Below are 20,622 nucleotides of genomic sequence, written 5' to 3'. Positions count from 1 at the left end.
ACAAGATTCACGTTTGTTGATAAAGCCATTTAAATTAACTAAGTAAAACATGAGTGACTTGCGTTCATAATTTTCCCTGCATACATGCGTGATACCCCCCTTTTCCACAGGTGCCCACATTTCCACAACCCTAAATAAAGACCCCTTTAAATGGGAAAAATTCTCATACTTTTTTATGTAAATTTTTTCCGTTTTTGTCTCGAAAAACAAACCCAACAGGTTTAACATGTGTGCAGTTCCCCTCAAAAGAAAAGGCCACCCCCTCCCCCAATACTCGGCCTTTTCCGCCCACACACGGGGAGAGGGAAACACACTAGCAAACACAATCGTGCCCCTTTTTATGAGGAAGTTACCCACCTCACTATGAAAAAAGGGGTGGTTAAAGGAGTCACTACCGTGGACGATTCACGCAGCAGCCACACCCTTGCGCCTGCCCTCGTCGACTACCACCCCGACGCACCCCGACCCCCCTTCATCTGGACCGCCCAACTACCCACCACATGGCGTTTCATCGAAACCCACCCCAGCCGCTGGAAAATAGCCGCCACAAGGCTCGCCGACGACTACCTCCCCGGGGTGCGGCTGCGCTCAGCCGACAAACGCGCAGTACTACGCCAGATCGAAGAAACCGTAGCCCAAGCCCAAAAAACCGGGGTTCTCATGGCCCTAGTACTGCCCGGCATCGTCGAGGAGGAACTCTCAGCAGCAGTGCTGTTACTGCGCTGGATCGACTCCCACCCCGCGCCCGCCAGCATTGTTGCCGCCCAACGAGAACTTGCGCAGAAAAACCCCCAGATCGAACGCACCGGCGCCGGCGATTCCTACGTCCTTGTCTCCCACACCCTCCCCACGGGTCCCTTAACGCAGCGGCGCACCGCCTATAACCACCAAGCGTTCTACCCCATCCCCAACACCACCTGGACGCTCGTTGTCTCCGGTTCCGCCCCGAATGAGCAGCTTGGCGAACTAGTCGCCGACTGTGTTCGCCGTGTGATCACCAGTGTGCGCGCCCACCCAGACACAGAAGGTGAACAACTGATCCCCGAACTTTTCGGCGAAAACAGCCCACCGCCAACACCCAGCCACGATTCTGAAGCAGAAAAAGAGGAAGAAATGCGCAGCATTCAGGCCACGCACACAGGAGCGTACCAGCAATGAGCAGTGACTACTGGCGGGTACCCGTCGGCGATCTCCACGCCATTCAATCCCAACTCAATTCCATGCACGCCACCTTAGAAAGCGTCGAAGGCTCCGCCGAAGGCTCCGACGGGGTGGACGATATCCACGGTGCGCAGATTGCTAACGCCGTGTCCGATTTTTTCAACGAATGGAAACAATCCCGTCGCGTGCTCATGCGCAACGTCAAAGGAATGGGCGACGTTTCTGGGCAAATCGCCGAGGCCGTGACCACCTTCGACACCGAACTCGCGTCAAGCCTGCATCAATTCGCCTCCGCCCTCCGCGGGGAAAACAACGGCCCCAGTGGCGACCCGATGGAAAGGCAGATGCTATGAGCACCGAGTTTGCCTTCCGCACCACGACGGCAACGGATTCAGCAGCGAATATTCTCGCCGTGCGCGACAAGCTCGTTGACATTCTCGATGCCATTGACGATTCCCTTGCCGAATTACGCCCCCAATGGAGCGCTTCGGAAGCCGATGGGTATCAGGAAGTGATGAGCCAATGGCATGAAGGAGCCTGTGGAATCCGCGACATTCTCAACGATGTCAGCTCCACACTCTCGCAGATCAACGAGGCCAACACCGAACTACGAGGAGGTATTAAACAACTACTCGATCAAATCACCTAAACACCGCCTTGCTGCCCCTAAGCGCTGCACACACTGCGTGCAGGTTCGGGCGTGAGCACATACCTCCATATTTTCTCCCCCCCTTCCTTCCACTACTGAAAGGTCTAGTGATTTTCCCATGTCGATGTCGAACCATATGTCCGTTGAGCACTCAGCTGTTACCTCCCATGTCAGCTCCCTGCGTTCCAATCACGAACAGCTCAAAAACCAAGCAGCCGCCTTCCTCAACGCCATCGAACCGCTGAAAGATTCCTGGAAAGGTTCTTCCGTGGAGGCGTGGAACAACATGACGGAGGCCTGGCACGCCAACATGGAGCAGGTCAATCAAGCGCTCGATGAGCTCACCGGCCGTGTTGAGCAAGCCGGCAAGGACTATCAAGCAGGCGAAGAAGATCAAACCGCTACCTTGCAGCAGCGCTTCGCCGGTATGGATTTCCAGTCCGCACCAATCCTGTAAACCCCCTAATCCCCTTCACTTCACGAGAGGTTTTCTCCTATGAGCATTTACGCCTATGACAACAGCAGAGCCGAAACGGCCGCCCAGGATCTGAATTCTGTGATGAATCAGATTGAATCCACATTGATGGAAATGGATGGCGATATTCAAAAACTCGCAGCCAGTTGGGATGGTTCCGAGCAAGAAACCTATCAAGGTGTGCACGGAAAGTGGTCGAAGGCCGCAAACAATATCAAGACCATTTTGGGTCAAGTCCGCGCCTCCTTGGAAGAAAACACCCAAGGCGTGGCCGAAACCCGCGGCCGGGTCAATAGCTCCCTGTTTGGTGAGTAATACCTGCTAAAACACGGATTTTCTGCACCGCCTGCGTGGCTTTGCTCAGAAAATCCGTGTGCACCCCCCACACCTAGCCATACACGGCTTCTACCTGTACCACCCTTTGATCAGCTGTATCGCGGTGGCTGACCTTACTGTTGCGCACCCGCCGCACGCGATTTTTACGGATTTCTTGTTATGCCTGTTCCACTACTGCCCCCATTTGTCACCTTTGAGCGCCCTGTTTTTCATATCGGGGGCAACCCTGCGATGGTTCTTGCTTCTGCTACCAAGTGGCGCACCTTTGGTGAAACAGCACTGACTACTGCCTCGCAGTTGCGCGGTATTAATGATGGGGGTTTTGTTGGTGACGAAGGCGATAAATATCGCAGCCTGATTACGAGTGATTTCCCCGATCATCTCGATACCACTGGCCACGCCCACGTGGGGGTTGCCGATGCACTTTCACGCTACAGCCAGCTGCTGACCGAACAACGGATTGCCATGAGTGTGCTGAAGTCTGTTGCCCTCGGTGCCCATGCCGCCGTCAATGCGGCAGCAACGGATGTGAATGCTGCTGAAGCTGCTTGTGCGGCGGCTATCACCCCGGAAACCCAGGCCGTGGCTCAGGCGAATTTAGCCCGCGCCCAGGCGGTGTATCAATCGGCGCTTGGTGTGTGGGAGTCGAAGAAAACTGAAGCTCAGGGCATTAAGGATGTTTTAGGCGCAGGGGTGCGTGCCCAGGTGGCTGAGATTGCGGCGCAAACCCGCAAGCGCTTTGAAGAAAATCCCAGCTGGTTGGGTGAGCAGTGGGAAAATCTGAAAGATTTCGTGGCTGATAATGCTCAAGCGTTATCGTTTATTTCCGATGCCTTGCAGATTATTGGTGCCATCTTGCTGTTTATTCCTGGTCTGAATATTTTAGGCGGGATTTTAGTCGGCCTCGGTGTTGCCTTGAAAGGGTTGCTTGCAGCCAGCGGGCAGGCGAGTTGGGGTGAGTTTTTCTTCGACCTAGCCACCTGTGGTGCCGCGGGCGGGATTGCCAAATTAGCCAAAGCGGGCAAGTTTGGTCTCGGCGCTCAAAAGCTTGCCTTCAAGGGTTCTGCTTTGGCGGATATGAGCGCTTCTGCGGTGAAGAATCTGGCTAAGCAGGCGGCGTTGAAGTCCGCGGCAGCGATGTCACGTGTTGGGGGTGAGGATCTAGCCAAGGCTTTTTATTCCAAGGTCACTCGCGGTGGCAAGATTTGTTTCGCCGCAGAACCAGTAGATATGGCCACGGGCACCATGGTGGATTTTGTCACGGATGTGTCCATTGCAGGTGTGTTGCCGCTGGTGGTGGATCGTCATTCCAACACCAGCCATGTGTTGGGGCGGAGTTTGGGCCCCAATTGGGTCAGTCGCATAGATACGCATATTGAGATCACTGCCACGGAGGTGCTTTTTGTCGCCCCCGATGGGGCATTGCTCAGCTTCCCACTTCCCCCTCGTGATGGCTCAGAAGTATGTGCCGATAGCACAGGTTGGTTGCTGTCTTTCGGGGATGGCGCTTACCGGATTCGCAGTATTGCCCAAGGGCTGTGCTATGTGTTCCGCGTATATGAGCTTGATGCTGATGAGCAGGCTGGTTCAGTGACAAATAGTTGTGTCACTGTGCCCGATCGTGCCCCGGAAACCTCTGGTTCGATGGTGGGATCGTCGATTCCTTCCGGCAGTGTAGCTGAGGTTTTCGATGTGGGTATTGAGGTGGGCTTGTCGAGTATTGTGCACCACACGGGTCACCGCATTGATTGTCAGTGGGATCAGGCTACCGGTGCGATGGTGGCGATGGTGCGCAGCGACGGCACGCGCCTGGATTTCGATTATGACTGGATTATTCATCGCCTCAGTGGAATTTCGGTATCCAATCCCACCACTGATCCTGATGCTGCACCACAACGGTTGATTAGCTACGAATATAACCAGCATCGGCAGCTGGTGAGGGTGCGTAATTCCCACGATGGGGTGTTGTCCTATTCCTATGATGCTGCTGGGCGTACCTGCGCGTGGACGGATCGCAATGGGGTGTCGTACTACTACACCTTTGATGATGATGGTCGGGTACGCGCCCAGGTGGGTACTGGTGGGATGTTCCCGAACATCATGTTCTGGGCTGAGGATGAGGGCAGCGATGCTCCCGTTGGGGGCAGGGTGTGTGTGCTGATTGAGACCGCAGCGCCGCTGCCTGCTGATGCTCGGGAGCTCGGCGATGAGATGGTGGAGGATTATTACGAACTTCCGCTGTATCGGGCTTTGTGTGAGCACGGGCTTGCTGGTGCTGGTCTGACAGGTTGTGGCCGCACTGGCCCGCGCGATGATCAGTCGTGGTCGGTGCCAATGGAGTGGTTGAGTGATCCGGTGTTGGGTCAGATCCGCCCTACTGTGTATCGTTCAACGCCTCGTGGTGATGTGTGGCGCATTGTTAGTCCTGAGGGCAGGTGTGTGGATGCGCAGCATAATGAGGATCATCAGGTTGTTGTGGCCGTGGATGAATCAGGTGATATCACCCGCTTGCGGTATAACGATCAGGGTTTGTTGGTGGAATCTGTTTTCCCCGATGGTTCCGTGTCCGCGGTGCGCCCTGGGGCTTGGGGTGCTCCGCTTGAGGTTGTGTCCCGGGATGGTTCGGTCACCTGTTTTGAGGTGGATGATTTCGGCCTGACTACTGCGGTTATTGATGCTGATGGGGCGCGCACGGATTTTGATTATGAGTTGCGTGAAAGTGGGGTTGTGCTTTCCTCGGTGACGGATTCGGCGCGGCGGGTGGTCGCTGTGTTCTGTGATGATGCGGGCCGTCATGTGGGCATGGTTGATGCTGCTGGGCATCGTACTCATATCACTCGTGATGTGTGCGGGCAGGTGGTGTCGATTGTCGATCCTGCGCAGGCACAAACCCGCTTTGAGTATTCTGCTGAGGGCTGGCCGGTGAAGGTGATTCATCCTGATGGTTCTACGCGGCAGTTGAGCTATGACGGTGAGGGCAACTGCACTTCTGTCACTAATGAGTGTGGGGCGATCTCACGCACGATTTACACGGTTTTCGATAAACCGGCGGTGCTGATCGATGCCGCCGGCGGGCGCACGCAGATCAGCTACAACAGTCAGCTTGAGCCGATCGCGGTGACTAATGCTGATAATCGGACGTGGACTTATACTTATGACCGGGATGGTCGGCTGGCGTCGCAAAGCGACTATAACCAGCATGTGACCACGTATGCGCACAACCCCGCTGCGCGCACCCGCACTATGCACACCCCTGCCGGTGCGGTCACGAGCACGTTTAATGCGGTCGGTGATCTGCTCAGCGTTGCCGATGGGGATGCGCTGACTACTTTCGATTACGATCACCGCGGGCGCATGGTGGGCATGAGCAGCCCCGATGCCCGGCTTTCGTGGCAGCTTAGCGATTCCGGCATACCACTGGCAGAAACAACTACCTTGCCTTCTGGTGAGTCATGGTCTGTGAATTTCCACTACTCGCCGAACAAAGAACTAGCAGGTTTGAGCCAGCTGCTTCCTGATGGGTTGCGGGTTGATTCGCAGCTTTCACTTAACGACGCCGGGATATATGACGCCGTGAGTGTTCACTGTTCCACAGCCACACAGGAAGTTGCACTGACCCATCTCCAGCTGGGTGTGGATGCGGCGGGGCGTCGCAATCGCGTATCGACGGCGGGGCTTGTGCGCACTTTCACTTTCGATCAGCGCGGGCGGATCAGTTCAGATTCCACATCCCTCCTTGATTCGAGTGCCACTTTAGGCACCCATGAAATTAGTGGCCGCACGTATACTTGGCGCCCCGATGGTGTGCTCACTGGGGTTTTTGATCTTTTGCGCGGCACCATTGGCTACACCACGGATGCACTGGGTCGGGTCACTGAAGTTACTCGCACCCCACATCCCCATGATCTGCAGTCACGCCATAACGGTGATGAGCTCTATGCCTACTCCAGCGCGGGCATGCTCAATGCTCATAACAATCCCGATTACGATCACCATCTCAAAAACCACGGCAAGAATGTTGAGGCTATTGATTTTTCGGGCACCATGCCCACCCGCGTGGGCCGTACCTCTTATTCTTATGACGCTTTGGGCCGGGTTGTGGAAACCCGCAAGAAGCGAATCGGGAAGAAACCCCTCATTACCCGCTTCTATTATCGGAATAGTTCACCGCAACCTGTTGGCTGCAGCAATTCCGATGAACCAACCGTTGGCTACCGCTACTACTATGACGGCATCGGCCGCCGTGTAGCCAAAGAAAAAATCGACACCCGCACACATACCGTGCTATCGCGCACCGTATTTTCCCATGTCGGCAGCACCCTTGTGGGTGAACACACCACAACACCCACTGACAATAACACTCACGGCACAGATCACATTCTGTGGACCTTCGACCCCGAAAATGGGCAGCTCCTTGCCCAAAGTCAGGTATCCACATCTGGCACTGCGCTGAGTTCTTCGGGCAATTGGTTAACCACAACTGATTTGTCGGGGTTGCCACTAGAATTGATCGACCCCGATTCGGGCACAGTAGTTGGGCACTCGATATCCACCCTATTTGGCCAACGCCTGTGGCAAGGTGAACAAAGTTGCCCACTGCTGTTCACTGGCCAATACTTCGATGCAGAGTCTGGTTGGGCTTATAACCGATTCCGGTATTACCACCCCCACGCCGGAATTTATAATGCCCAAGACCCCCTCGGCCAGTCGCCTCAACTTGCTACCGCCCAAGGCTACGTTTCCAATCCCACGATCTACGTAGATTCCCTCGGGCTCAAAGCACACGAAGTTGAGATTCCCAAGAAAGAAATTTGGCGCATTGTCGCCCACAACAAAGGCGTTGTGGGAGAGCAAGCAGCCAAGAACCTTTTCGCCGAAAAGGGGCTCACTTATGAAATGAGACAAACCTATGTAATTGACGGACGCAAGCGAATCTCTGATGGTACCGCTATCAATGGCCTGATCGAAGTCAAAAACGTGAAAAATTTATCCATGAATCAACAAATTCGCGATGCTTTGGCCCGTGTAAAAGAGCAATACAAGGAAGATGGTGTTTTACATCTAGTTGTTCGACATGACACTCAGCTAACCGGACCCTTGGTAAACCACCCCAACATTGAGATTCATAGACTGTCGGAAGCACAACTTGCAGTTGCAAAAAATCAGGTCATGGATTCGGACAATTTGAATATTCTTGTCCCCAAAATAATTGATTAGGTATCTTTTATGGTGTAAGCAGACTTGGTTCAGCTCGTAAGTTAATACCTCACCATCACACTGAATTGTAGGAAGGAATCGACATGCCTCATTCTTTAACCACACAAACAGCTCAGAAATACGGGCTACCCGCCCCTATACCCAGTCGTTGGGAAGAAATCTCTGATGAACTGTTCGAGACCTACATTCGGGGCATCCAAAAAATCATCGACGACCCCGACAGCACCAGCTGGGACATCCAACTTATTATCATGGCAGTCAACGAGCACGCCAAAACCCGCCACAAGCACCTCTTCGACGTAGTACTCGGCTACTACTACACCGTAAAAGACCACGTGCCACGCTCCCAGATCTACTTCACCCTAGAAAAAATCGGTGGCAGCAGCAAAGCAACAGTGGACAAATTCTTAGAGATCTACAACACCGACCACGACACCCTCAAGCACTACTTCATGACCTTCTTCGCAGAAAAAGGCACCCAAAAACACTGGGACACCATCGCCAACAGCGCCGACTGTGAAGAAGACATCCGGCTACTGAAGATCCTCGCCGACAGCAAAAAACGGCAACTAACCAAACACAACGTCAACCCCTGGATTCCAGAACTCAAGGAAAACTAAAACGCATCACCAACTGCCATGAAGTAGGAATAGACATGCCTCATTCTTCAACCACACAAACAGCTCAGAAATACGGGCTCCCCGCCCCTATACCCAGTCGTTGGCAAGAAATCTCTGATGAACTGTTCGAAACCTACATTCGGGGCATCCAAAAAATCATCGACGACCCCGACAGCACCGGCTGGGACATCGAGAATATCATCGCAGCAGTCAACGAGCACGCCAAAACCCGCCACAAGCACCTCTTCGACGTAGTACTCGGCTACTACTACACCGTAAAAGACCACGGGCCACGCTCCCAGATCTACTACACCCTGAAGAAAATCGGTGGCAGCAGTAAAGCTACGGTGGACAAATTCCTCGAAATCTACAACACCGACCACGACACCCTCAAGCACTACTTCATGACCTTCTTCGCAGAAAAAGGCACCCAAAAACACTGGGACGCCATCGCCAACAGCGCCGACTGTGAAGAAGACATCCGGCTACTGAAGATCCTCGCCGACAGCAAAAAACGGCAACTAACCAAACACAACGTCAACCCCTGGATTCCAGAACTCAAGAAAGGATAAAAAACCATGCTCATCCCCAACTATCTTGCAATTACCACCGAGCAGTACAACCAGATCGTCACCACTGATCCTGATACCGCTGTAGGCCTTGTCTTGGAATGGCTCGAAGAGAGCATTGGTACCAAAAACCTTACCGACATCGATAACGCCTTCATCGATCTTTCCGATGAACTCACAGATCCGACGATGCGTGAAGCCGTCGGAGGAAATAGCCTCATCGCTCAAGACCCTCCACTGTTTCTCGCCAGTGCCGAAGAAGTCCAAAGCTATTCCTCGGCATTAGAAAGCTACAACACCGACAATTTGGAATGTGAAGACGCATTCTTCACCCTCGCAGACTTCTACGCACACGCAGCCACAAACAACAAAGCGGTCGCAGTCCTATACAACTAACCCTGTGTGGTAGAACCTCACGCCGTCATGCAAAGGAGTTTTTACATGGCACTATCCCCGAATCGGGTATTCCCGCAAGCCGATGAATGGTTCGCTGAACGCGGCTACACCAGAACCAAAACCCGCGAAGCAATCTGGTCCAAAACCCTCCCCAACGGACTAATCCTGCACTTCCTGACCGATCCCATCCGCGTAACACCCGACATCATGAAAACCAGCATGGGATTCGTCATCCAATTCCCACACCTGAAAAAACTCCAAGACAGCATATATGAATGCATCCTAGGGGCTCCTGCCCCCAGCGGTGTACTCAAAGCAACATTCGTCCATGATGCCCCTCCTCACACTGGCTGGGAAGGCAAATACCACTACCTCGAAACCTCCGGCAACGGACCAGGATGGGACCAACGCTTCACAGAACTCGACCGGATCATTCCCACACTCGAAAAAGAAGCAGCAACCCCAGGAGAAATCCGACCTACCATCAACCACAGTGATTTCTTCAAAATCAACCAACGACCCTTCGTCAATGTCTTTATCGCCATACACGACAAAGACTACGACCTAGCACTCCAGCTACTCAACAGCATCGACGGACCTAAAGAAGTCAACCCCTATAAACATAAAGAATCCCCCGAAGGCCCAAGCTTTGAAGAACAATTCGAACAAGTAAAAAACATCTTCATTGACTACATCAACACACAAAGGAAAAACTCATGAGCTACGACATCCTCATCTGCGACCCCACCACAGTCCCAACCACCAACCCCACCGACTTCCTCAACTGGTACGACAACGCAACCCAATACAACGAAGACCGCGACTACAACACCACCGAAGGAACCACACACACACTCACCGCCTTCTTCGACGACATCCGCAAACACTACCCACCCATGAACGGCCCACACGCCATCGACGAAGACGAACTCGACGACTATTTCGCACACAGCCCCGAACCAGTCTTTGACGACGTCATCACCGACTACACCATCGGCACCAACTTCATCTACGCAGCCTTCGCATGGAGCCAAGCCGACAAAGCAAAACAACTCGCACACACACTCGCCACCCAACACAGCCTCGTCTTCGTCGACATCTCCGAAACAACCACCCTCCACCACCCCGACGGAACAACCACCCCAACACAATAAACCCATTCCACCACCGAAAACACCAACCCACAATACCCACCAGCTGATCACATTACTGGGCCCATCAGACATGGGTAAGGATTAGAAATGGAATTCGACGCAGCAGCCACAGAAATAGCAGAGAAATATGGGCTACCCACCCCTGTTCCAAGCCGCTGGATAGAAATGTCTGATGAACTGTTCGAAACCTACATTCGAGGCATCCAAAAAATCATCGACGACCCCGACAGCACCGGCTGGGACATCGAGAATATCATCGCAGCAGTCAACGAGCACGCCAAAACCCGCCACAAGCACCTCTTCGACGTAGTACTCGGCTACTACTACACCGTAAAAGACCACGGGCCACGCTCCCAGATCTACTACACCCTGAAGAAAATCGGTGGCAGCAGCAAAGCTACGGTGGACAAATTCCTCGAAATCTACAACACCGACCACGACACCCTCAAGCACTACTTCATGACCTTCTTCGCAGAAAAAGGCACCCAAAAACACTGGGACGCCATCGCCAACAGCGCCGACTGTGAAGAAGACATCCGGCTACTGAAGATCCTCGCCGACAGCAAAAAACGGCAACTAACCAAACACAACGTCAACCCCTGGATTCCAGAACTGAAGAAAGGAAAGTAATCGCGATATTCGCGGCAACTGATCCAACTCTTCTCGATACATCACCCTCATTTGGTCACGCACAGGAGTTTTTGCATGGCACTATCGCCGAATCGGGTTTTCCCGAAAGCCGATGAATGGTTCGCTGAACGCGGCTACACCAGAACCAAAACCCGCGAAGCAATCTGGTCCAAAACCCTCCCCAACGGACTAATCCTGCACTTCCTGACCGATCCCATCCGCGTAACACCCGACATCATGAAAACCAGCATGATTTTTGTCATCCAATTCCCACACCTGAAAAAACTCGAAGACAGCATATATAAATTCATCACAAATCTACCCGCTTCCAAGGGTGTGCTCAAAGCAACATTCCTCCATAATGCCCCTTCCCACCCCGACTGGGATTCAAGTTACAGCGACCTCGAAACCTCCGGCAGCGGACCAGGATGGGACCAACGCTTTGAAATCCTCGATCGGACCATCTCCACCTTGGAAAAAGAAGTAGGAACCCAAAGTGATATCCGCTCTACCCTCAACAACTGTTCTTTATTGAAAGTCAACTGGAAACCTTTCGCTCATGTCTTCCTCGCTTTACACGACAAAGACTACGACCTAGCACTCCAGCTACTCAACAGCATCGACGGACCTAAGGAAATCAACCCATTCAAGCTCAAACTCAAACCAGAACACCCAAGCTTTGAAGAACAATTCGAACAAGTAAAAAACATTTTCATCGACTACATCAACACACAAAAGAAGGCGTGTGCTGGGTGTCTTTGAGTGCGCATGCTTGTTTTTTTGTGATGGTGGTGCTGTTCAGGGCTATCTTTTTACAGGTGTAAAAGATAGCCTTTGTCATCCTGTGTGCAATTGAATAAAAGCATGCTGATTCTTCACGCAGCTGCCGCACCAAAGGTCACGGTTCATTGCCCACAACTGAAATGTGGTGGTAGTGAGGCACCCAATCTTATGCGGTGTGGGCAGAATTTTTTCACCACAGGTTAGTTTTAAGGGCGTACTTTTTCCTTTCCGCTCGACATATCCGGCACCTGAATCAGTTGAGCATCACCTGTGGCGCTCACCCACTGGGCGTGCTCAGGTTGAGAGGCCAGAAGTGCTAAGCCAAGCGTGTGCGCCAGATTCCCGGTGGGGTGGATCAGGAGGTGATCAATGCCCTGTTCTTTCAGCTGCTCATAAAGCGCGGTAGTGCACACAGTATCAAGCTTTTCTTCCCCGCAGGTGATAATAACGCGCACGTTGATCAGCGCGGCATTCTTCAGGTGTTGGGCAAGAATGCTCAGCGGGTTTTCCGGCCCGGCTAGTAATTCCGCATGGTGGAAAATAAGGATAATCTTCGGGTTGCTTTCTTCGGGTGCAGCCGCCGCGCGGCGTCGTAGTTCCACATCCAGCCCATCGGCGAGGGTGCGGCATCCGGGGAGGGTTCCGGCATAGCCGCCAAGAAATTCATCCGGTATTGTCCCCAGGAGGTTTTGGGCTAAGTCGAAAACCCCGATCATGATTTCTTCTGGTGTTTTCTCCTGCACAATGGTGGTAATGAGTGCGTTTAGCCAACGGGTTCGTTCCGGCGCGTGCGCGGCGACCATCACAAGGTGCGATGGATTTGTCGCCAACGTGGCCCACCCAGGGTGCGCATCGGATGGTGTAGGTGCTGTTTCCCCAACTGTGTTGCTGTGATTTTGTGCGCATTCAGTTTTTTCTGGGCTGGTGTGGGCTGGTTTTTGTGGTGCTGGTAGCGAAGGTGGGGTTGCATCGCTTCGTGCAATCTGGGCAAAAAGCCCGTGCTGGGTGAGTGCGCGCCCGACCGGTTGGGAGCTTAAGGCGCAGGCGGCATTAAAGCGCTGAGGCTGTGCGTTGTGCCCAGTCGCTTGTGGTGGGGCCAGGATTGATTTTCTGGGGTCGGGTAGTGCAAATTCAATAATGGTTCCGATCAGTGACTGTAGTTCTTTGGGCAGGGTGTCCCAATCGCGCGCCGTGATAATCAGCTGGATTCCTAGATGTGGCCCGCGCAGTGCAATGTCGGTAATCGGTGCAATGAGGTCGGGGAAGTCTGTGTGCACAATGTCGAATCCGTCGATCACAAGGACGCGGTGTGTCCATTCTGATTGCTGATATTCCAGCGCCAGCGATTCCCGGGTGAGCATATCGGCGTGCGTATCAGTGATTGCGTTTCTGATTTTCGCTGGCTCGAGCCGGGTAGCGAGGGTGCTTACTGTGGGGTTTGCTGCCAGTTCTTGCAGTTCAGTTCCGGCCATATCCAGCAGAGTAAAAGTGATATCGGCTGGGGTTTTTCGCTGCGCGGTGTGGGTAATCAGGGTGCACAGCACGGTGGTTTTTCCGGTATTCGCCCCGCCGAGGAATGCGCAGTGGGGTGCGAGGTGGCCGAGGTTGATCACGAGGGGTGTGTGGCGGTGATTGCGGATATCATCGATCAGCCCGACCGGGATTTCCTGCGGGTTCGCACTTTCCACGGGCAGATCTTTGCTGCTTATCGACGTCGGCAGCGGCGCAGTCCACAGCAAGCGGGCGGCAGGGGCTGCTGATTTGAGTCGCTGGAGCACAACATCGAGGGTGCGCAGGGGTGTCGCCTGCTGTTTTGCTGGGGTTTTGTGGTGGCGCTTGAGCCACGATTCGGAGGCGTTGCGTAACCCAAAGGGGATGGGAATCGGCGGAAAAGTCACTACTGGTGCTTCGGTGTGCTCTGGGGAAAGTTCGGCCCCGGGTTGGTAGGGGTCGGAAATAGTGGTTGCAGAGAAAATATGTGGTGCGTTGTTGGGGGTGTGCACAACCCCCGCCCCGGGTTGGTCGGGGGTGTGGATAAGTTCGTCGGTGCCGGTGAGTGCCTGGGATTCCTCAACGGTGAATTTTCCTAAAGCAATGCTGTAGTTCATATGGGGGTGCAGGTGACTCAGCTGAGGGTAGTGTTCCGGGGTGCAGCTGAGCAGAAGGTGCATGTTCAGCTGCGCGCCTTCTTCGGCAATGGTGCGGATGATCTGGCTCAGTGGCTCATGGTGTTCAAGGGCGGGGAGTTCATCGATGAGTATGAGCAGTACTGGCACAGTATCGTTGGTGGCTTTGCGGCGTTCCACTTCCCCCGCAAGGCTGTGGTAAAGCCGCTGGTAGGCGATGTCGCGGTGCTGGGGTTTGCGCGCGGTGGTGGCGTGGGTGAGGGTATCGATCACAGCTGCCGTGTGCGGCAGGGCAGAAAAGTCGCGGAATGTGCCTGCGCTGGCGGCGTCGATAAGCATAAAGTTCAGCTGCTGCGGTGGGTGACAGATAGCAAAGCTGAGTACCAGTGTTTTCAGCAGCTCAGATTTTCCCGTGCCTTTCGCCCCCACCACTATGCCGTGCGGGCCGTGACCTTTGCGTTGAGCTGTTTTGATATCAAGCAGTACGGGTTCGTCATCCGCGCCGATACCCAGCGGGATTACGAGGAAGTCCGAGTCGCGGCGCGGAGCCCAGGCTTCGTCGAGGGGGTAGGTGGCAAGATCGTCGACACCCAGCAGCAGGTTCAGCGCGATACCGAGACTGGCAGGCTGCGGTTGTATCGGGGCGGGCGGGCGCAGCCGCGGCACAGTCGCATAATGTTCAGCCGGTGGGCTCAGGCGGCGTGGGGCGAGGGTGCGCGCAATGGTTTCGGCGAGCACGGTGGGAAACGGGTCCATAATCCCAGAATTTCCGCCCAGCAGCAGGCGCTCAGCATAGCCTTGCACCTGGGTGTGGGGGCTGCGGATTTCGCCCCGGGACAACAGTTTGGTGCTAAAGCTGCGGTCGGGGTTGATGAGCACTTGCACATCGACTCGCGCGGGGGCTTGCTGTGGTGTGCGGGCAGTCGACAGCACTGTGATCCGGGCAGCGGAATAGGACACCACCCCAGCAAGGTGAGTGGCGATGCGGGCCCCGTGCACGGAGTCCATGTTGGTCACGATCAGCAAATGGGGGCAGTCTAAAGGCTGGATGCGGTAGCGGGAATCGGTGCTGGCCTGCGCTTTAATTTCGGCGGCGCGGCGGTCGATTTCCGCGCACAATTCGGTTGCACTGTGCTCATCGAATGACGCGTGTCGACGCCCAACCGGGCCATCCCCGAACCGCTCATCGAGCAGGTGGGGCAACCACACCGACCAGCGAGGTTCTTTCCCATCAGGCATCGGCAACGCGAGGTGAATCTGCAGATCCTCCGGGGAATGAAACACCGCCACGGTGCTGATAATCGCCCGCAGCATCTCCGCGCACAATTCCTGATCCCCCACCAGCGACACACTGCCCTGAAGAGGGATAGCGATGGGCAGCTGATCCACCACAGACACCCGGCGCAGCATGCGCGCACGCTCCGCCTGCAACACCGGGTCAGCAACGACTGTGCTCATTCCAGCACGTGAAGAACCCCCACGCCCCTGCTTGCGGAAGCGAAAAGTATCCGGCGCGGTTTCTCGTGCGTTCTGCGCTGCGCTGTGTGGTTGAGCAGCAGTACTTTCCGGCAGCACCGAGGAAGAGGAGGGCTGGGTGCCCCACTGCGCATCGGGTTGAGATTCAGGCTGCGCCGAAGGCGATCCAGCACCTTCTGTGTCAGGGTGCTCCTGCGATTGCTTCTCCGCTTGATCCTGCGGGTGCGTAGGCACATGGGCGGGGGTATGGGCGGGGGGAATTTTCAGCCCGTGCGCTAATTTTCCTACCCCCACTCCGAGGCGAACAATAAGGAAATCTTCATCAGTTTTACGCCGCTCCCACAGCCGGTAGGGGTCGCGAATCATCTCCGTCAGCGACTCCGGTTTCGGGTGCCGAACCAGCGCCTCAGAACGCTGCTCCGCCCCCAACTTTCTCAGCTTCGACTCGGTTTCTTTCAGATTTTTTAAGAATACTGTGCGGGTGTCGACAAGCCCCCGGCGGCGGGCGCGACGCGAACGCAACACCTTTATACCCAGAACAAGCCCCACGCCCACACTCAGCGCGGCACCGAGGCCAATCCGCTCCGGCTGATTCGCAGACAGCATCATCACCACCATGCCCGCAACCGCCACAAGGGCAAGAATGCAGTTGAACACCACCGCGCGACGCGACGCACCCACCAGCTGCTTCTCCACGAGAGGCACTGGCTCAATCTCAATGGCCTCGCGGGGGCTGATGCTTACCTGCAGCCGGGGCGGGCGGTGCACAATGGTGGTTTTCACTGAGAATCCATCCTTTGTTTCACATTCATTCCGAAAAGAGAAGAGGCAACAAAGCCCGAAGTCTAAGAATTAAGTAAGTGTGGTGTGGGTGGGTGTTGGCGCTTCTGCTAACGCCGGGTGTTTTACCGGCTACAGCTGCCCTTTTGCACCTTTTCCACGCGACTTCTTTCCCAGAATTCAACCGTACTTAATTCCATTAAGTGTGGGAATATAGTACCCATGAGTTCGACGTTCGTACGAGTTAGTGTCCTTCATGAAGATAAACAGCTTGATGTAAGCCTGCCCGTGCAACGCCCCGTGGTCGACATCCTTGACGACATCATCTCCCTGCTCACAACATCAGCAGGCGCGGCGTTGACGGCGTCAGCAAAAACCTCCGCTGCTTTAACCGATACCCACGTATGGGTGCTCTCCTCCCCCGCCACGGGAATCATCGAACCCTACCTCACCTTAGGCGACCACGACATTACCGACGGTGCGAAACTGTATCTCACCAGTCGCCCCGATGCCGCCCACACCCCTTTCGTCGACGATGCGCTCGCTGAGGTGCGCTCCACCATCGCCGATCACCAATGGCGCTGGTTTGCCCACACTCGCGCCCAAGCGCTGTATCTGTGCGCCCTCCTTGTTGCCGGAATCATAGGTGTACTCTCCGCCTGTGGCCTCGTGAGCGCCCCCGATTCCGCTATCCCGAGCCAGGCTGCGTTTGTCGCCCCGCTTGTTGGGCTCTGGCTGGCCGTGGCTGTGGCCGTGGCCTGCGCTTATATCCAACCCTATTCGTGGATGCGCTGGTGTGGGCTCACCGTTCCTTTAGCCGCAACAATCAGCCTGTACCCATTTGTGCACAACCACTTATTGTGGTGGGCGGCTGCGGTTGCCTTCAGCTGTGTCGTACCCGCCTTCCTTTCAGGTCGGCACAAACCTACTCGCGGCACCGCAGGTATCGTTGCTGCGAGTGTGTCCGCAGCCATCATGGCTGCGGCGGCTGTGGGGAAACACTTTGGTCTCAGCGTTGTTGCCATGGCAGCGTGGGGTGCTTGGGTGCCGTTGCTCATTGTGCTCATTGCCCCCGGCGCGGCCTTGAGATCCACCGGTTTGGGTACTTTGTTGCGCCATAATGATGCCGGTGAGCAGGTGGATCGGGAGTCGATTCGGCATTCTGCTTTGCGTACCGAGGCTTTAAGCCGGGGTTGTGTGTGGGCGGGTACTGTGTGTGCTGCGGGCATCATTGTTGTGCTGACAGGCAGTGGTTATTGGCAGCACGGCACGATCGCAGCATTGCTTGCGGTGGTGATGTTGCTGCGCACGCATGGCTTTGCCGACGCCCGAATCATCGCCCCATTGATTCTGCTGGGGGTTGTGGGTTTAGGTTTCAGCGCAGGGGCGCTGCGTTATTGGTTTGAGCAGGATTTCATCCCGCACCGTGGGGTGCACCTGTGGGTGATTGATCCTGATACATCTTGGCTGGTGTGGCTGTGTATGTGCGCTGTGCTTGCGCTGGGGATCGTGGTGCTGTTGATCGTACGCAGGCGCACCCCTGATGACTTTGAGGAAGCGAAGTTATCCAAGCTTTTAGCCACTGTGGATATTGTGGCCAGCCTTGCGTTCATCCCTGTAGTGTTAGCAGCTCAAGGGCTGTTTAGCTACTATTGGGCAACCTCCTAAATCCCTATGCCCCGCCTCTTTCTCCCCTGTACCTCGCCGCCTTCTCTTAGCCGTTTACTGCTCGTTGCCCAGTGATGGATACAGGCGACTGAGTAGTCGGTGGAAGGCTGTTAACGATTCCACGTCCGTGGGCACCATCACCCGATCCTGGGCGGTCGTTCCCACTATGGGTGCCGGCAGTGCAAAGGTATCCTTCGGCAGTGTTTCACGCACCGAAGCCCCCACCTTTAACACCGTGACCCGCCCCTGGCGGGCAGCACTGGCCAAACTATGCCCTGGTTGATACAACCACTGGTGATCCTGATGATGCTTATCCACCACCAGCACCACATGCTGGGCTAGGCGCGTACCAGCGGCTATAACCTCCATGGGGCAGGTAAAAGGCAAATCCACCACCACTGTTGGCCAGCGGTGACGCACCCGCTGCACCCCCGATTCCACAACCTCTGGGTCCAAGGGGCGACGATCCTGCACCCTGGCTGCAAGCACCGGCACGACGCCGCTAGTATCGGCGCAGGATTGGATCCGCGCCCGATTCAGCTCGGCAGCATCAATGCGAGTTAAAGCTTCAATATCTCCTGCCACCTTTGCACCGGCGGGGCCGCGCGTTGCTTGATTCACCCCATCGGCGTCGACAAGCACAACCTGCCCATGGGTAGAAGCCGCAAGCAATTGCGCCAACATCACACTCACAGGGGTAGTGAGCATCCGCGAATCCACAGCCGCAACAGCAAGCACCAACCCACGATCAATTTCACGAGGAGGGACACGCTGAGCATGGGCTAAAGCACTCGAAGCGCACAACCGTGCCCACAGAGAAGAACGGGTTTTTCCGGTCATAACACGCCTGAAAATACACTAGGGGGTCGAAATCATATGCACAAGGATTATAGGATAATAATTATTCTTTTGAGAGATAGTAAACGAGAAATTGGGAAATTGTTATGAATAATAGCGCTTTCACAAACAGTGACTTGCCTGCATGGCTCCGCTTGGAAAATGCCCTCCACGAGGAAAACTCAACCACGCCTGAAACAGCGCAGCACAACACCAACACCCAGGCACCCGCAGCACACCCCCAATTCTTAGCACCAGGCGACAACCAGGAGCAGAACACCGATGCTCACTTCGGGCACACCCCGCTCAGCGCGGAACTCAGCCACGAACTAGGCATCACTATCGGCGATCACCACACCGAAACCCCAGAACACAGCAAGCAGCCCAGTACCCAGCAAGTACACAGCCCACCTACACCCACCCCTGCGCCGACTACACCCGAGCCACCAGCAAGCGCAGCAACTCAACCGCACAACACCTCAGAACCCACCCGGGCACACACCTTATTGCCCACCCACAGGGAAACCGGCGTGAACACCGCGGCTGATTATGCTGCGCCTGCAGCCGAATCGGTGCCTTCACATTCGCTTGGACACACCACCACACCCCACGAACATCAGCCCACAGCAACCCCTGGGCTGTCCCCAACACCAGCAGCTAGGCCACAACCCGAAGTCACCCGGCACATCCCTGCCCACCCACCAACAGTGGCACGCCACCATGCCGAAGACCCCCTCGACATCACCCCACCGGCAGCACTCGACCAAACCAACCTCGTCAACCCCGTCAAACCCCCACCGAAAAGCGGCTGGCGCAAACTCCTCCACGACATGACAGCAGGCCATGTCAACCTCGGCGAATCCGCCAAACAAATGCGCTACGACGAGCTGCTCAACAGCATCCGCGAACCCTTGCGCGGCGACTACCGCATCGCCGTGATGTCACTCAAAGGCGGCGTCGGTAAAACCACCACCACCGCAGCACTCGGCGGCATCTTCGCCGAAACCCGCGGCGACCGCGTCATCGCCATCGACGCCAACCCCGACCTCGGCACCCTCGCCCAACGAGTAACCACCACACACACCCCCACCGTCCGCGACCTACTCAACGCCACCTCAACCACCCGCTACCCCGAAGTACGCGCCTACACCACCCAAGCCAAATCCCGGCTCGAAGTCATCGGCTCGGAACGCGACCCCGCCAAATCCGAAGCCTTCAGCGAAAAGGACTACCGCAAGGTCATCAGCATCCTCCAAAACCACTACAATGTCATCCTCACCGACTGCGGCACCGGATTAACCCACTCCGCCATGAACGGCGTCCTCGACCTTGCCAACTCCCTCATTCTGGCAACCTCACCCGCACTCGACGGGGCACAATCCGCCTCCGCCACCCTCGACTGGCTCCACCACCACGGATACCAACACCTCGCAGCAAACTCCGTGGTTGTCATCTCCTCCGCCGCACCCGGACGCGCCACCATCGACATCGACGAACTCATCCGCTACTTCCGCTCCCTCACCCGCGCCGTCCACGTCATCCCCTACGACCAACACCTCGCCGAAGGCTCCGCCATCGAACTCGACCGCATCCACCGCTCCACCCGACGCGCCTACCTCGAACTCGCCGCCATCGTGGCAGAAGACTTCAACTCGTGGCACCGGCACTCAGCCGATTAAAATAACACCCAAACCCCACCATGAAAACACCCACCCCACAGCCCCAGTACCCACAGCCCCCTCAAG

At 55.5% G+C, this 20,622-nt stretch carries 17 protein-coding genes; 15 read left to right on the top strand and 2 right to left on the bottom strand.

The window, feature by feature from the left end; translation table 11 throughout:
- Window positions 1–396: 396 nt before the first annotated feature.
- From CFELI_RS00455 to CFELI_RS00395, 13 genes are all read left to right on the top strand, one after another.
- The gene (locus tag CFELI_RS00455; protein ID WP_277103440.1) at window positions 397–1,158 is read left to right on the top strand and encodes a hypothetical protein; all 762 of its coding nucleotides are present in this window, start codon (window positions 397–399) and stop codon (window positions 1,156–1,158) included.
- Window positions 1,155–1,514 carry a hypothetical protein gene (locus CFELI_RS00450; RefSeq protein WP_277103441.1) on the top strand — a complete coding sequence of 120 codons (360 nt, stop codon included), beginning with the start codon at window positions 1,155–1,157 and terminating at the stop codon, window positions 1,512–1,514. The genes CFELI_RS00455 and CFELI_RS00450 overlap by 4 nt, the downstream gene beginning before the upstream one ends.
- Window positions 1,511–1,810 (top strand): WXG100 family type VII secretion target, encoded by a 300-nt coding sequence (locus tag CFELI_RS00445; protein WP_277103442.1) that lies wholly within the window; start codon window positions 1,511–1,513, stop codon window positions 1,808–1,810. The genes CFELI_RS00450 and CFELI_RS00445 overlap by 4 nt, the downstream gene beginning before the upstream one ends.
- A 118-nt stretch (window positions 1,811–1,928) precedes the next feature.
- Complete coding sequence (locus tag CFELI_RS00440; RefSeq protein WP_277103443.1) at window positions 1,929–2,267, top strand: WXG100 family type VII secretion target; 339 nt, start codon at window positions 1,929–1,931, stop codon at window positions 2,265–2,267.
- Window positions 2,268–2,306: 39 nt separating this feature from the next.
- Window positions 2,307–2,600, top strand: coding sequence for a WXG100 family type VII secretion target (locus tag CFELI_RS00435; protein WP_277103444.1), 294 nt, complete (start codon window positions 2,307–2,309; stop codon window positions 2,598–2,600).
- Between the two features lie 180 nt (window positions 2,601–2,780).
- Window positions 2,781–7,838: a DUF6531 domain-containing protein gene (locus CFELI_RS00430; RefSeq protein ID WP_277103445.1), complete on the top strand. Its 5,058-nt coding sequence runs from the start codon at window positions 2,781–2,783 to the stop codon at window positions 7,836–7,838.
- A gap of 83 nt (window positions 7,839–7,921) precedes the next feature.
- Window positions 7,922–8,458, top strand: a complete 537-nt coding sequence (locus tag CFELI_RS00425) for a helitron helicase-like domain-containing protein (RefSeq protein ID WP_277103446.1) — start codon at window positions 7,922–7,924, stop codon at window positions 8,456–8,458.
- A 35-nt stretch (window positions 8,459–8,493) separates the two neighbouring features.
- Entirely contained in the window at window positions 8,494–9,030 is a 537-nt protein-coding gene (locus tag CFELI_RS00420; RefSeq protein ID WP_277103447.1) for a hypothetical protein, read from the top strand.
- Window positions 9,031–9,036: 6 nt separating this feature from the next.
- On the top strand, window positions 9,037–9,423 hold the full coding sequence (locus CFELI_RS00415) for a hypothetical protein (RefSeq protein WP_277103448.1): 387 nt from the start codon (window positions 9,037–9,039) through the stop codon (window positions 9,421–9,423).
- Between the two features lie 45 nt (window positions 9,424–9,468).
- The gene (locus tag CFELI_RS00410) at window positions 9,469–10,143 is read left to right on the top strand and encodes a hypothetical protein (protein ID WP_277103449.1); all 675 of its coding nucleotides are present in this window, start codon (window positions 9,469–9,471) and stop codon (window positions 10,141–10,143) included.
- Entirely contained in the window at window positions 10,140–10,577 is a 438-nt protein-coding gene (locus CFELI_RS00405) for a hypothetical protein (protein ID WP_277103450.1), read from the top strand. The genes CFELI_RS00410 and CFELI_RS00405 overlap by 4 nt, the downstream gene beginning before the upstream one ends.
- Before the next feature lie 87 nt (window positions 10,578–10,664).
- Window positions 10,665–11,207 (top strand): hypothetical protein, encoded by a 543-nt coding sequence (locus tag CFELI_RS00400; RefSeq protein ID WP_277103451.1) that lies wholly within the window; start codon window positions 10,665–10,667, stop codon window positions 11,205–11,207.
- A 75-nt stretch (window positions 11,208–11,282) separates the two neighbouring features.
- Window positions 11,283–11,969 (top strand): hypothetical protein, encoded by a 687-nt coding sequence (locus CFELI_RS00395; RefSeq protein ID WP_277103452.1) that lies wholly within the window; start codon window positions 11,283–11,285, stop codon window positions 11,967–11,969.
- Between the two features lie 227 nt (window positions 11,970–12,196).
- On the opposite strand, the gene CFELI_RS00390 is transcribed toward CFELI_RS00395, so the two are convergent.
- Window positions 12,197–16,375 (bottom strand): FtsK/SpoIIIE domain-containing protein, encoded by a 4,179-nt coding sequence (locus tag CFELI_RS00390; protein WP_277103453.1) that lies wholly within the window; start codon window positions 16,373–16,375, stop codon window positions 12,197–12,199.
- A 219-nt stretch (window positions 16,376–16,594) separates the two neighbouring features.
- Between CFELI_RS00390 and CFELI_RS00385 the strand changes: the two genes are divergently transcribed.
- Window positions 16,595–18,040, top strand: a complete 1,446-nt coding sequence (locus tag CFELI_RS00385; protein WP_277103454.1) for an EsaB/YukD family protein — start codon at window positions 16,595–16,597, stop codon at window positions 18,038–18,040.
- A gap of 54 nt (window positions 18,041–18,094) precedes the next feature.
- Here CFELI_RS00385 and CFELI_RS00380 read toward each other — a convergent pair whose 3' ends face one another.
- Window positions 18,095–18,880 (bottom strand): CpaE/TadZ family protein, encoded by a 786-nt coding sequence (locus tag CFELI_RS00380; RefSeq protein WP_277103455.1) that lies wholly within the window; start codon window positions 18,878–18,880, stop codon window positions 18,095–18,097.
- 104 nt (window positions 18,881–18,984) lie between these two features.
- Between CFELI_RS00380 and CFELI_RS00375 the strand changes: the two genes are divergently transcribed.
- Window positions 18,985–20,556 (top strand): MinD/ParA family ATP-binding protein, encoded by a 1,572-nt coding sequence (locus CFELI_RS00375; protein WP_277103456.1) that lies wholly within the window; start codon window positions 18,985–18,987, stop codon window positions 20,554–20,556.
- Window positions 20,557–20,622: the final 66 nt, after the last annotated feature.

Source organism: Corynebacterium felinum, assembly GCF_030408755.1.
Classification (GTDB): Bacteria; Actinomycetota; Actinomycetes; order Mycobacteriales; family Mycobacteriaceae; genus Corynebacterium; species Corynebacterium felinum.
Note: the sequence above shows the minus strand (reverse complement) of the source record. Positions and strands in the feature narration are given on the sequence as shown.

Bases quoted from the DNA above. Each gene is read 5' to 3' on its own strand.
- CFELI_RS00450 (WP_277103441.1), top strand. From the start codon at position 1,155: ATGAGCAGTGACTACTGGCGGGTACCCGTCGGCGATCTCCACGCCATT.
- CFELI_RS00445 (WP_277103442.1), top strand. From the start codon at position 1,511: ATGAGCACCGAGTTTGCCTTCCGCACCACGACGGCAACGGATTCAGCA.
- CFELI_RS00440 (WP_277103443.1), top strand. From the start codon at position 1,929: ATGTCGATGTCGAACCATATGTCCGTTGAGCACTCAGCTGTTACCTCC.
- CFELI_RS00435 (WP_277103444.1), top strand. From the start codon at position 2,307: ATGAGCATTTACGCCTATGACAACAGCAGAGCCGAAACGGCCGCCCAG.
- CFELI_RS00430 (WP_277103445.1), top strand. From the start codon at position 2,781: ATGCCTGTTCCACTACTGCCCCCATTTGTCACCTTTGAGCGCCCTGTT.
- CFELI_RS00425 (WP_277103446.1), top strand. From the start codon at position 7,922: ATGCCTCATTCTTTAACCACACAAACAGCTCAGAAATACGGGCTACCC.
- CFELI_RS00420 (WP_277103447.1), top strand. From the start codon at position 8,494: ATGCCTCATTCTTCAACCACACAAACAGCTCAGAAATACGGGCTCCCC.
- CFELI_RS00415 (WP_277103448.1), top strand. From the start codon at position 9,037: ATGCTCATCCCCAACTATCTTGCAATTACCACCGAGCAGTACAACCAG.
- CFELI_RS00410 (WP_277103449.1), top strand. From the start codon at position 9,469: ATGGCACTATCCCCGAATCGGGTATTCCCGCAAGCCGATGAATGGTTC.
- CFELI_RS00405 (WP_277103450.1), top strand. From the start codon at position 10,140: ATGAGCTACGACATCCTCATCTGCGACCCCACCACAGTCCCAACCACC.
- CFELI_RS00400 (WP_277103451.1), top strand. From the start codon at position 10,665: ATGGAATTCGACGCAGCAGCCACAGAAATAGCAGAGAAATATGGGCTA.
- CFELI_RS00395 (WP_277103452.1), top strand. From the start codon at position 11,283: ATGGCACTATCGCCGAATCGGGTTTTCCCGAAAGCCGATGAATGGTTC.
- CFELI_RS00385 (WP_277103454.1), top strand. From the start codon at position 16,595: ATGAGTTCGACGTTCGTACGAGTTAGTGTCCTTCATGAAGATAAACAG.
- CFELI_RS00380 (WP_277103455.1), bottom strand. From the start codon at position 18,880: ATGACCGGAAAAACCCGTTCTTCTCTGTGGGCACGGTTGTGCGCTTCG.
- CFELI_RS00375 (WP_277103456.1), top strand. From the start codon at position 18,985: ATGAATAATAGCGCTTTCACAAACAGTGACTTGCCTGCATGGCTCCGC.